The organism is Actinoallomurus purpureus (assembly GCF_024055795.1).
In the GTDB taxonomy this organism is placed as follows: Bacteria; Actinomycetota; Actinomycetes; order Streptosporangiales; family Streptosporangiaceae; genus Actinoallomurus; species Actinoallomurus purpureus.
Genome location: NZ_JAMXMY010000016.1, coordinates 86,573 through 98,736, shown reverse-complemented (window position 1 = coordinate 98,736; position 12,164 = coordinate 86,573). Strand labels below are relative to the sequence as shown.

Annotated in this window: 8 protein-coding genes; 2 read left to right on the top strand and 6 right to left on the bottom strand. The window is 71.1% G+C overall.

Translation table 11 applies throughout. The annotated features are described in order from the left end of the window. Nucleotides 1–75 precede the first annotated feature (75 nt). A complete protein-coding gene (locus NE236_RS44685; protein WP_252844987.1) occupies nucleotides 76–1,485 on the top strand; it encodes a serine hydrolase in 1,410 nt (469 codons plus the stop codon). Between the two features lie 245 nt (nucleotides 1,486–1,730). On the opposite strand, the gene NE236_RS27160 is transcribed toward NE236_RS44685, so the two are convergent. The 6 genes from NE236_RS27160 to NE236_RS27135 form a co-directional block, all read right to left on the bottom strand. Further along, entirely contained in the window at nucleotides 1,731–2,156 is a 426-nt protein-coding gene (locus NE236_RS27160; RefSeq protein WP_252844986.1) for an SPW repeat protein, read from the bottom strand. 172 nt (nucleotides 2,157–2,328) lie between these two features. Continuing rightward, a complete protein-coding gene (locus tag NE236_RS27155) occupies nucleotides 2,329–6,564 on the bottom strand; it encodes a glycoside hydrolase family 38 N-terminal domain-containing protein (RefSeq protein ID WP_252844985.1) in 4,236 nt (1,411 codons plus the stop codon). An 18-nt stretch (nucleotides 6,565–6,582) separates the two neighbouring features. Beyond that, complete coding sequence (locus NE236_RS27150) at nucleotides 6,583–7,428, bottom strand: carbohydrate ABC transporter permease (protein WP_252844984.1); 846 nt, start codon at nucleotides 7,426–7,428, stop codon at nucleotides 6,583–6,585. A 1-nt stretch (nucleotide 7,429) separates the two neighbouring features. Continuing rightward, a complete protein-coding gene (locus tag NE236_RS27145) occupies nucleotides 7,430–8,350 on the bottom strand; it encodes a carbohydrate ABC transporter permease (protein WP_252844983.1) in 921 nt (306 codons plus the stop codon). Between the two features lie 37 nt (nucleotides 8,351–8,387). Continuing rightward, nucleotides 8,388–9,710 carry an extracellular solute-binding protein gene (locus tag NE236_RS27140; RefSeq protein ID WP_252844982.1) on the bottom strand — a complete coding sequence of 441 codons (1,323 nt, stop codon included), beginning with the start codon at nucleotides 9,708–9,710 and terminating at the stop codon, nucleotides 8,388–8,390. Between the two features lie 111 nt (nucleotides 9,711–9,821). Then, a complete protein-coding gene (locus NE236_RS27135; protein WP_252844981.1) occupies nucleotides 9,822–11,258 on the bottom strand; it encodes an extracellular solute-binding protein in 1,437 nt (478 codons plus the stop codon). A gap of 72 nt (nucleotides 11,259–11,330) precedes the next feature. Between NE236_RS27135 and NE236_RS27130 the strand changes: the two genes are divergently transcribed. Next, nucleotides 11,331–12,161 carry an MFS transporter gene (locus NE236_RS27130; protein ID WP_252844980.1) on the top strand — a complete coding sequence of 277 codons (831 nt, stop codon included), beginning with the start codon at nucleotides 11,331–11,333 and terminating at the stop codon, nucleotides 12,159–12,161. Nucleotides 12,162–12,164: the final 3 nt, after the last annotated feature.

Sequence of the window (12,164 nt, the reverse complement as noted above, 5' to 3'; positions counted from 1 at the left end):
TCGCTGTTGATCTTGTTCACTAGCGTGTCGATCATGCATATCTCTCGCATATGTAATCGGGGTCTGGTCGGTCTCGTGGCCGCCGGCGCGCTGCTGGGGTCGGCCGTCGCGCCGACTCGGGCGGCGCACGCCGACACGGACCCGCCGCCCATCAGCGCCATCGCGGACAAGCTCCAGCAGACGATGGACGGCCTGAAGTTCCAGGAGGTCATCGACACCGATCCGCCCACCACGGCCGCCGCCGCGCGGACGTTGAAGGCGAACTCGGTCGACAAGGACGCCAAGACGCCGGAGCAGCGTGCCAAGACGTATGCCGCGGCGGCCGGCGACCAGCCGATCTCCCAGCAGCCGCAGTTGGACGCCACCGTCATCGAGCTCGACCAGAACAACCGGCCGATCTCGTCGGGCACGGTGCTGATGAGCCCGCAGTACCCGCACGGCAAGGTCGTCTCGGTCGACAAGAACCTCCACACCAGCGACGTGCGGTGGCGGCAGTGGGACGACGCGGGCTGGTACACCAACCACGCTCAGGGCACGATCGACGTGGTGCCCGGGCGGGAGAACGCCTCGACCGACTTCATGCTGCCCTACCCGGCCTCGGTCCTGAAGCTGATGATCAATTTCGGGGTGCTGCGGCTGGTCGACAAGGGCGTCATCAAGCTCGACGACACCTACGCCTACAACCCCACCGCGACCAGTTCGCTGTGCGGTGGTGCGACGAGCAACACGATCCGCAACTACGTGGACGACTCGCTGACGTGGTCCTCCAACCCGGCCTCGTGTGCGCTGTTGAAGATGCTGTGGGACCACGACGCCGTCAATGACCTCAACCAGACGTTCCAGGACCTGGGTCTGGAGACGCTGCAGGTCAAGGAGACCAACCCGGCCAACGGCGGGCACTGGAGCAACCCGGTCACGATGAGCTCCCTCGACACCGCCAAGCTGCTCACGCTCATCAACGGGGCGCCCGGCACCGTGTGGACGGCGCCGAACGGCCAGGCGGTCACCAGCGACGTGCTCAGCCCCTCGTCCCGTGAGTTCTTCAAGAAGGAGCTCGGCGACCAGGGCATGAACGACGTGCTGTCCACCACGGACTGGTGCGGCGCGGACTACCCGGCTCCGGGCATCCCGCAGGTGACCCCGTCGCGGTGGATCGCCGCCGACGGCACGGTCACGGTCGACGGCGACGCCTACGCCCACGACGTGCGGCCCTGCAACGACAAGGCCGAGGTGACGTTCGCGCACAAGACCGGCCTGGTCAACAACTCCGGCAGTGACGCGGGCATCGTCAAGTCCCTGCCCGGCAAGAACGGCCGGAACTACATCATCGTGATCTTCTCCAACCTCGGTGACCAGTACCAGGACCCCAACCGCCCGCCGACGCAGCCCGCCGCGCACCCGGTGGCCTACAGCGAGAAGTACGCCAAGCTCGGCCTGGCCATCGACCAGTACGAGAGCACGGGGTACCTCGCCCGCAAGCGTTAGCTGAGAGATCCCCGGGCCGGCCCACCGGCCCGGGGATCGTGGTCAGGCCGCCCCGAGCCGTGCCCGAAGCCGGTCGCGGGCGGCCGGCCAGGACCGGACGCTCGAACCATGCACTGCTCATGGGCGGCACATTAGGAGAAGTGGTGAATGCCCGAAAAGGGCCAGTCTGTGCCTCCCTGGGGTAGACCACTTGCCCCGCCGGTCATCGCCGGGCCCACCGCGACGGCGGGTCACGACCATCGGGCCTACATTCGGCGTCGCGAGGACCTGTTCGACATCATCCCCATGCCGGCCGCGCCCACCCCGAACAGCAGGATGAGGGCCCCCGTGATGACGTTGTTGAGGATCGTCGACATGGTGGCCATGGAACCTCTGATCACCCATGGTGCAATGATCGTCCAGACGCCGATGAGGGGGACGACCCAGGCGACGCCGTGGGTACGGCCGTAGGCCGTCGCGAACCCGACTGCCAGCATGGTGACGGCGAGGCCGGTGAGCAGATTGTTCACTGTGAGCGTGGTGGTACGGGCGTGGAATCCGATGACCCACGGCGAGATGGCCAGGTACAGGCCGCTCAGGAAGGTGAGACCGTCCACCATGTGGGCGGACGTCGTCTCGGCGACGCGGTCGTACCGGGCACGGAGCTCGGCTATGTCGGGATGCTTCTCCATGCCGGCCATGGGACGCGCGGACATTGCGATCCACCACCTCTCTCTGTGCGATTAGTCGCTTCTATCCGCACTTTCCCCTTTCGACAACGGCAATTCCGATCAAACGCAACGGTTTCGTCAAATCACATGATCTTTGCCTGTTGCGGGGCCCGGCGGCGGGCCCCGCATCGCGTTACGGAGTCACCTCCACCGCCACGGTTTCGGTGTAGTGGAGGCGGCCGAAGTACGTCACTCGGGCGAGTGCCCACCAGTTGCCCGGCTTCGCCGTCCGGGGCGCGTGGATCTCGAACGGCACCACCGTCTCGGCGCCGGGGGCCGTCTCGAAGGCCTGCGTCCACGGGGTGATCAGGACGTCCGGGGCCTGGCCCCAGGTGCCGTACGGGCTGATCAGCTGCGCCTCGCCGCGGATCGGCGCGGCGGCGGAGTTGCGGAGCCGTACGGTGATCTCGCCGTCGTCCCCCGGCCGGAGCCGGGGCGTGGAGGAGGTCACGGCGACGTCGAGCGGTTCCCCGGCCGGCTCCGCACCGACCTGCACCGTGACGACGTCCTCGACGACCTGACCCAGGTCGTCGCGGATCCGGGCCCCCACGAAGTAGAGCCCCGGAGCGGCTCCGGACGCGTCGACGGTCAGCTCGTACTCGGCGAAGCCGCCGGGCGCGAGCCGGTAGTCCAGCGCCGGGCCGGTGACCGTGAGCCCGTCCGGCACGTCCAGTTCGACGCGTCCGGCCGCCTCCTGGCCCGACGCGGCGACGGTGAGCCGGATCCGTTCGGACCCGGTCGGGGCGAGCCGCTGGGGGGACAGGTGCACCGCCGTGGGGAGGTTCCCGAGGGGAGCGGGCCCCTTGTTGTGCTGCCAGTATCGCCCGAAGACCGGCTGGACCGGCTCCGTCCTCGGCCCCAGGGCGGAGACCCCGGTCGCCGCCCGATCCGGGCCGGAGGCCGGGTGCAGGCGCACGGTGGCGATGTCGGCGGCGCCCAGCGTGATCTCGGCTGTGGCGTTCACGGACGCCTTTTCGCCGCCGGACTCCAGCAGGTCGGTTCTGCGGGCCTCCGTGATGCCGGTGAACAGGCCGATCCGGGCCGTCGCGGGGCGGCCGGCGGACTCGTACACGCGCACCGTCACGCCGTCGGCGGGGTCGACGTGGCCGGGGCGGGCGGCGGCGAGGGGGTCGCCGGCCGGCTTGAGGGCGGACAGCAGTACGTTCTCCGGCTCGATCGTCATCAGCCCGTCCACGGGCGCGGGCTCGCCGGGGTGCGCGGTCGTGGGGCGGGCGAGGACGGCGTGGTTGTACTCCTGCCCGGCCCGCACGAACCCGGCCGCGCGCCAGTCGCCGCCCCCGGCCGCCAGGGAGTAGCCGAAGGTGTGGCTCCAGTGCTGCCACGACAGGCTCGACCCGTCGGGGGCGGTGCGCAGCGGTCCGTCGATCCACACCCCGCTCGGCCAGGTGCTGCAGGCGCGCATCAGGTTGAGGTACACCCGGCCGTCCGGCGTCGTGACCGTGCCCGGAATCCCGGCGTTCAGCAGCGCGACCGAACGGCCCGCGTAGGGAGCCTCGGTGCCGGACAGCCCGTCCGGCCGCGGCACGTCGATCGTCGCGTCGGCGAGGTCGGCGCACAGCGCGGCGACGTCGCTTGTGACGATCAGCACGGGCAGGTCCCGTACGCCGCGCAGGTCCGCGTCCGGGACCCAGACCTCGCGCAGCGGCAGGGCGGCGGGCACGAACACCCGGCCGTGCTCGGCCAGCGCGGAGGCGTACGCCGGGCCGGCCGCCGCCAGGACCTCGGCGGCGAAGGGGTTGTCCTCGGGGCCGCCGAGGACGATCCGGGCGTCGGGGAGGTTCGAGTCGACGTCGAGCGCGCCGTAGCGGGGGCCGTCGGGGCGGCCGAACGTCGCGGTCACGCCTTGTGCGGCCAGGGCGGCCAGCACGGTGCGCGCGGGCTCGCCCTCGTCGGTGCCGATCACCTCGGCGACCCCGACCGCGTGGTCCTGCCGGGAGCCGTCGTCGCCCGTCAGCGCGATACGCACGGTGGCGCTCAGCCCGGTCCAGGTGTGCGCCGGGTTGTCCAGCGTCCACAGGCTCTCGGCCGTGTCGGCGTCCGGGAACCCGAAGGGCCGGCCGATGGCGGCGAACCCCACCTCGGACACGGGGCGGCCGCCGGGGACGTCCAGGTCGAAGCCCACCCGTAGCAGGTGGTCCTGGCCGATCGAGCCGCCGACGTGGGTGCGGAAGTCCACCCGGTCGACCCCGTCCCAGAGCAGGACCTCACCGGTGATCGTCAGCCCGTCCAGGGTGGTCTCGGTCACGAGCCGGCGTCCGATCGGGCACTCCTCGACCCGGACGGAGCCGGGGCGTTCGCCGGTGCCGTGGCCGGGCCCGGCCGGCAGGAGGTGCCAGGGACCCTCGCCCCACTTCGGGTGGGTGGGGTGCTCCTCCTGGAGATACAGCTCGCCGCCCAGGCCGCCCGGCTGGAGCAGTTCCCGGTCCGTCCGCAGGTCGCGGATGGAGGTGAGGGCGCCGCCGCGGGCAGGATCGGCGGTCACCGCGAACGCCGCGTTGCGCGCCTCCGCGCCTTCGCCGGACGCCGCCCAGCCCGCCGGCACCTCGTCGGCGTCGACCACGTGGTAGACGCGGTGGCCGAGCGAGGGCACGGCGCGGGCGAGGAAGGTGAGCGTGACCTCCTCCACGCCGCCGTCCTCCGACGTCCGTACGCCCTCGGCGAGGCAGGGCACGGTCTCGCCGGCGTCGTCGACGAGGCGCAGCCCGCCGGGACGCGGCTCGTCGAAGGTCAGCCGGACGGTCGTGACGCCGTCGCGCGCCCAGGACAGGGTGTTCGCGACGATCACAGGGCGGCCCGGGCCCGAGGTGTCGGCCCGTGCGGCGAGATGGTCGAGCGCGGCGGTGCGGACGGTGTCGCCCAGCTCGTACGCCTCGCGCCAGCCGCCGAGCAGGTCGACGTACACCTGGTCGGACTCGCTGCCGGTGATGGCGTCGTGGTGGGCGCCGTACGCGAGCAGCCGCCAGGCCTTGTCGACCGCCTCGGCCGGGTACGCGGCACCGGTCAGCACGGCGAGCGTGGCGAGCCGCTCGGCGTCGAGCACCGCGACCTCGGCGGCCCGCTGGGCCTGCTTGGTGTCGATGTAGGAGACGTCCTTGCCGGTGTAGACCGGGTTCATGTCGCGGGTCTGCGGCACCGGCACCGTACGGCGTTCGCCGAGTTCCTCGCGGACGGCGGCGAAGAACTCCCGGGGCAGACCGACGACGAAGCGCGGCCAGACGTACCGCTTGTTCCAGTCCCGGTGCACCTCGGTGCTCCACCGGGACGGCACGACGTGGTCGGCGCCGACCGGCAGCAGGACGTTGCGGGTGGCCGCGACCGGGCTCAGCTGGCGGAACTGGCCGTACGCCAGGTCGGCGGCCTCCTCCAGCGTCTTCGCCTGCTCCTCCATGACCCAGCCCGCGCCGTAGTGGTTGGCCATGTACGCGGTCAGCAGGCCCCGCCCGCTGGGGGAGATCCACTCGAACTCGGCGGGGAACTGCATGCGCTCGTTGTCGCCGACGTGCCGGTTCGGCCCCCACATGTGGAAGGGGCCGCGCGCCCACGCCGTGGAGGTCAGCCCGGCGTCGGCCATCAGCCCGGGGTAGGCCGGGTCGTGGCCGAACACGTCGAGCATCCACGCCGACTGCGGGTCGCCGCCGACGACGTCGCGCTGGTAGCCGATGCCGTAGACGGCGTTGCGGATCGTGGACTCGGGGTGGGTGAGGTTGGTGTTCGGCTCGTTGTAGTTGCCGCCGACGAGCTCGATCCGGCCCTCGTCGAGGAACCTCCGCAGGTCCGCCCGATCCTCCGGGTACACGTCCCAGTAGGGCTTGAGGTAGTCGACCTCCGCCAGCACGAACTTGTAGTCGTCGTCGCGCCGCGCCGCGTCCAGATGGAGGCGGACCAGGTCGAACGCGGTCCTCACTTCGGCCGGGCGGCGTCCCTCCGCCGCCGGCAGGTCGTACCAGGTCTCGGTGAACCCGGCCTGGGTGTTCCACCACACCGGGTCGTAGTGGAAGTGCGAGACCATCCACATGGTCCATCCGGTGACGGCGGCGACGATCTCGCCGTCGAGCGTGACCCGTGCCTCCGGCGCGCCGAGCGTCTCGGCGACGGCGGTGACGCGGCGCACGGCGCCCTCGGTGACGGGCTCGGCGAGCCGTACGCCGACCTCGGCGACCAGGGTCTCGCCGGGCTCCAGGCGGGCGACGACGGTCGGCTCGGGGGTGCTCACGGCCGGGCCGGTGAGCGAGACCCGGATATCGGTCAGACGGGAGTCGGCCCCGGTGAGCGTCACGCGGACGATCTGTCGGGGGTGCGATGTCGAGCCGGCGAACAGGTCGGTCGACTCGATGGCGGCGATGCGCATGAAGGCTTTTCCTCCGGGTCAGCCCTTGACGGCGCCCTGCAGTGCGAACGCGTTCCCCAGCGTGCGCTGGGCCACGGCGTACAGCAGGACGACGGGCAGCGAGTACAGGATCGAGAAGGCGGCCAGCAGTCCGTAGGAGGTGTTCCCTCCCTGGATTCCGAAGTACTGGTAGATGGCGACGGAGGCCGGCTGTTTCCCGGGATCGATCAGCAGGATGAAGGGGACGAAGAAGTTCCCCCAGGTGAGGGCGAAGGTGAACGTGAACACCACGGTCGTGCCCGGCACCATGAGCGGCAGCACGATCCGCCGCAGCGCCCGCAGGCCGGACGCCCCGTCCACCCAGGCCGCCTCCTCCAGGGAGATCGGCACCTCGTCCATGAAGTTCTTCAGCATCCAGATCGCCATCGGCAGCCCGGTGGCGGTGAGGAACAGGACGGTGGCCGGGACGGAGTCGAGCAGCTCGAGCTGCACGAACAGGCCGTACACCGGGACCATGATCGCCGTGACCGGCAGCCCGGTGGCGAACAGCAGGCCGAGCAGGACCGGGCGGCCGAACCGCCGGCCGTAGCGGGACAGCGGGTACGCCGCGGGCGCGCCGAGCAGCAGTGTCAGCAGTGCCGAGCCCATCGACAGCACGAGGCTGTTGGCCAGTGCGTGCAGGTTGTCGCCGGTGAGCACGTCGGCGAAGTTGCGCAGGGTCGGATGGTCGGGGATGGACGTGTTCAGCTGCGCGTCCTTGGAGAGGGACGCGAGGAACAGCCACGCGAACGGCGCGAGGAACGCCAGCCCCACGAGGACCAGCACCGCGTACGCGGCGACGGCGGCGGTGCGCCGCCGCGGTGCGGTGGGGGACGCGACCGTCACGTCACACCTCCTTTCGCATGGCGCGCAGGTAGACGAGCGAGAACAGGGCGCCGACGCCGAGCAGCACGATCGCGAGCGCCGCGCCGTATCCCAGGTGGTAGAACTTGAACGCCTCCTGGTACATGAAGATCGGCAGCGTCTGGCTCTTGGTGCCGGGGCCGCCGCCCGTCATCACGAAGATCAGCGTGAAGACCGCGAGCGTCTGCAGCGTGATCGTCATCAGGTTGGTCAGCATCGCCCGCCGGATCAGCGGCAGCGTGATGTGACGCAGCCGCTGCCACGCCGACGCGCCGTCCACCGCGGCGGCCTGCAGGAGCTCGTCCGGCACGTTCGACAGCGCGGCGGAGTAGACGAGCATGGAGAAGGCCGTGCCGCGCCAGACGTTGGTGATCGTGACGGCCAGCAGCGGGCTGGTGTACAGCCAGCTCTTTCCGTGCAGGCCGACGGCGTGCAGCAGCGCGTTGAACGTCCCGTGGTCGGACAGGAACGCGTACCACATGAACCCCGCGACCAGCTCCGGCAGCACCCACGCGCCGACCACGATGCCGCCGACGACCGAGCGGACGATCCGGCGACGGCCGTTCATGAGCAGCGCGAGCGCGAGGCCGCCGACGTTCTGCCCGACGACGGCCGAGCCGAAGACGAAGACGATGGTGAGCCACAGGGACTTGGCGAACGCCGGGTCGGAGAACATCTGCCGGTAGTTGCGCAGGCCCACCAGGTGGGGGCTGCTGGCGCCCGCGCCGGTCAGCGCGATGTCGGTGAAGGACGCGTAGACGCACCACAGGATCGGCCCGACGAAGAACAGCGCGAGCAGGCCGAAGGCGGGCACCAACGGCAGCACCCGGCCGGCGGCCCGCCGCCCGCGCCGGGCGGGCGGGCGGCGGGTGGCGGCGCGCTCGGGCAGGCCCACGGCGACCATCAGGGCGTCCTTTCGGCCAGTGAGCGCGAACGACGCATCAGGACTTCCCTTCCACCTTGTCCGGCCCGGCGATCTGCTTGATCTGGCCGGCCAGGTCGTTCATGGCCGACTGCGGCGAGCCCTGGCCGGTCACCACGGCCTCGGTCGCGGCCTGCAGCTGGTTGGAGATCTGCGGGTAGACGCTGTAGGCGGGCCGGTACTGGGTGACGGACACCAGGTCGGTCCAGAACTTCTGGGTCGGGTTGCCCTCGACGTACTTCGGGTCGTCGACGACGTCCTTGCGCACCGACACCTGCGTCGCCTTGACGTAGAAGAACAGTGAGTTCTCCTTGTTCATGGCGAGCTGCACCAGTTTCCAGGCCGCCGAGGCGTTCTTGGTGCGGGCACCGAGCGACAGCAGCCAGCCGCCGGACATCGTGACCTTGCCGGGCGCCTGGCCGTTCTGGGTCGGCATGGGGGCGGTGCCGAGCGTGCTGGACCACTGCGGCCAGGCCGACGCTCCGCCGGGGATCCACGCCTGCGGCAGCCAGGAGCCGTCCAGGTCGATGGCGAGCTTGCCCTTGGGCAGCTCCTGCCCGGCGACGTTGTCGCTCCAGTGCGGGTCGAGCGTCTGCTGCGGCGTGGGGCCGAGACCGGAGGAGTAGACCGTCTTCAGGAAGTTGAACGAGTCGCCCATGCCCTTGCTCGGCGCGACCCACTTCTTGGTCTGGTCGTCGTACAGCTTGTCGCCCGTTCCGTACAGCAGCATCTCGAAGCCCTGCATGGAGGCGGCCTCGCCGACGCCCTTGCCGGCGTAGACGTTCAGGGGGATGACGCCGGGGACCTTGGCCTTGATCTGCCGGGCGGCGGCCAGGACGTCGTTCCAGGTCTTCGGCTGCCAGTTCGCCGGGAGTCCGGCCTTGGCGAAGATCTGCTTGTTGTACCAGAGGCCGCGGGTGTCGGTGCCCATAGGGATGCCGTACGTGTGGCCGTCGGCGGCCTGCCCGGCCACCTTGGCGTTGTCGACGAACTGCGACCAGTCCGGCCAGGACTTCAGGTTGTCGTCCAGCGGCATCAGGAAGCGCGCCTGGGCGTCGGAGTTGACGAAGAAGGTGTCCTCGTACGCGACGTCGGGTGCGGTGTTCGGAGAGCGCCGCATGAGGTTGAGCTTGGTGTAGTAGGAGTTCTCGTCCGCCTCGATGGGGATGAGCTTGAGCTTGTACCCGGGGTTCTGCTGCTCGAAGACGGGCTTGATCTTCTTGAACAGCTCGTCGGCGCCGATGAAGTTGCCGAACTTCTGGTACGCGACCTTGATCGTTTTGCCGTCCGACGAACTGCCGCCGCACGCGCTCAACGCTGCCGCGACCATCACTGTCGTCACCGCGAAAGCCGATTTCCGACGCATGTGCGCTCCCTCCAGGGGGATTTGCCACTGTGCTGTGGCAAATCTGGAAGCTGGAGCGTTCCACGTCAAGAGCTAGCGGCCAATGGGTTACAAACGCGTTACCGGCAGGCCGGTGATGGCACTGATCCGGTCGGCGGCCAGAGCGACGCCGGCCGCCGGGCTCCACCGCCGGGTCAGGACGCCCTCCAGGAGCACCTGCAGCTGCGCCGAGACCAGGGCGTACACCGGCGAGGACGGCCGTACGACCGCGTGCTCGAGCAGCGCCGCGGTCTGGGCGTGGAACGGCGACACCGGCGCCATCGCGTCCAGCACGCTGCGGCGCGGCGGGAGCTGGCCGGTCTCCGCGCACAGGTCCGCCAGCCGCTTCGGCGCGGTGGCCGCGCGCAGCAGCCGCATCGCGAGCTGGGGGTTCCGCGCCTGGCGGGGGATGCAGTAGACCATGCCGCCGCACAGGATCGCCGGCGGCCCGTGCGGACCGGCGGGCAGGGGGACGAACCCGAACCGCTCGGCGACCTCGGGAAGCGTGCCGCCGATCTCGGCGGCGAGCAGCTCGGCGTGGTAGCTGGCACCGACGAACAGGTCCGCCCGCCCGGCCGCCAGCAGCCGGGCCGCCTTGTGGCGCTCGTAGGTCACCACCTCGGCCGGCAACACCCCGTCGTCGACGAGGCGGCGCAGGAACCGGAGCGTCTCCACCGTGGCGGGCGAGTCCAGCGTCACCGCCTCGGGGGTGAAGATGGTCGCGCCGTTGGCGGCGAGCAGCCCGACGAGCGCATACGTGGCGGTCTCCGTCGCGGCCGGGCCGCCGGGCATCACCAGGGCGTGCCGCTCTCGGGGCAGTCCCTCGGCGAGCGTACGGCCGAGGGCGCGCAGCTCGCGCCAGGTGGCGGGCGGGGACGCGCCGACGGCCTCCAGGGCCTCGCGGCGGTACCACAGGCCGGTGACGTCCGCGTCGGCCTGCACGGCGACGATGTCGTCGCCCTCCAGGCGGTACGCGTCGCCGAAGGGCGACAGGAAGTCGGCGTCGTGCTCGGCCGCGGCCCACTCGGGGTCCAGCTCCCCGATGGGCGTGAGCATGTGCGACTCGGCGAACTCCGCCACCCACACGGAGTCGACCAGTGCCAGGTCCGGTCCGCGCCCCTCGGCGATCGCCCGGCGGAACACCTCCCGCAGCTCGCTGAGCGGCGCCGACGTGATCGACAGCCGCAGGTCGTTGCCGGCCGCCTCGCGCAGCTGGTCCTCCCACGCCTGGTCACAGGTGATCACCGAGACCTCCGGTGCCGCGCTCAGCGCCCGCATCCACTCGGGATCGACGAAGGTGCCGCGGCGCCGATGCCGGATCACCACTCCCTCGGCCGCCAGCTCCGACAGGGCCCGTGCGACCGGCGTACGGCTCAGGCCGTACGCCGCGCACAGGTCGTGTTCGGTGGGCAGCCTGCCGTCCACGCCGTATTCGCCGCGCTCGATGTCGGCGAGCAGGCGCCGCTTGAGGCGGTAGTAGGCGGGCAGGGGCTGCGCGGTGTCCATGGACGTCCTCGGTCGGGGGATCACGTCAAGCATATTTGTCGTCCGCCAGCGACAAATACCGACGAGGACCCTATGTCACGCGCTCCGGGCCGCCTCCCGCGCGCGCTCGCGCTGCGGCAGGTCGGGGCACAGCTCATCACGATGGGCGGCGGCCGGCTGGGTGGTGTCCTGGTCGGGCTCGCGGGCCTGGCCGGGGCGGCGCTCGTCGACGCCGTCACCTTCGCTCTCGTCCTCGTCGTACTGATCGCGATCAAGCCGAGCCAGGACGTGCCGGCCGCCGACGCCAAGCGGCATGTCCTGCGGGAGGCGGCCGACGGCGTACGCGTGGGCTTCGGCGACGCGGTGCTGCGGCCGGGGCTGCTCCTCGTGGGGGCGGCGGCCGGGTTCCTCCTGCCCGTCATGCTGCTGCCGCTGCTCGCCCGCGACCAGCACTGGAGTGCGGGCGCCACCGGCCTCGTGGTCGGCGCCCAAGGCGTCGGCATGGTCGCCGTCACGATCGGTGTCGTACGACGCGGTCCCCTGGGCCGACCCGGTCTGCTGGCGGCCTGCGGTCTGATAGTGGCCGGGCTCGGCGTGCTCGCGCTCGCCCTTGTGCCCAGTTCCGGCGCGGCACTGGGCGCGGGATTGGTCGTCGGGCTCGGCAACGGGTTGTTCTCCTCCCACATCAGCCCGCTGATCATGACGGTGACGCCGGAGTCCCATCTCTCCCGTATTCAGGCCCTGTTGACGCTCGTGCAGAGCCTGTCGCTCCTGGTCATGAACAACGTCCTCGGCAATCTCGCGGGCTTGGCCGGTGTCACCCTCGCCGTCGCCGTTTGCGCGGCCGGGGTTGCCGGGACCGGGCTGCTCGCCCTGGCCTCCCGCCCGCTGCGCACCACCCGCACCGGCCTCGATCCAGCGTAGGAA

Excerpts from the sequence above, each read along its gene's own strand:
- NE236_RS27160 (WP_252844986.1), bottom strand. The coding sequence starts at position 2,156 with ATGGAGAAGCATCCCGACATAGCCGAGCTCCGTGCCCGGTACGACCGC.
- NE236_RS27155 (WP_252844985.1), bottom strand. The coding sequence starts at position 6,564 with ATGCGCATCGCCGCCATCGAGTCGACCGACCTGTTCGCCGGCTCGACA.
- NE236_RS27145 (WP_252844983.1), bottom strand. The coding sequence starts at position 8,350 with ATGGTCGCCGTGGGCCTGCCCGAGCGCGCCGCCACCCGCCGCCCGCCC.
- NE236_RS27135 (WP_252844981.1), bottom strand. The coding sequence starts at position 11,258 with ATGGACACCGCGCAGCCCCTGCCCGCCTACTACCGCCTCAAGCGGCGC.
- NE236_RS27130 (WP_252844980.1), top strand. The coding sequence starts at position 11,331 with ATGTCACGCGCTCCGGGCCGCCTCCCGCGCGCGCTCGCGCTGCGGCAG.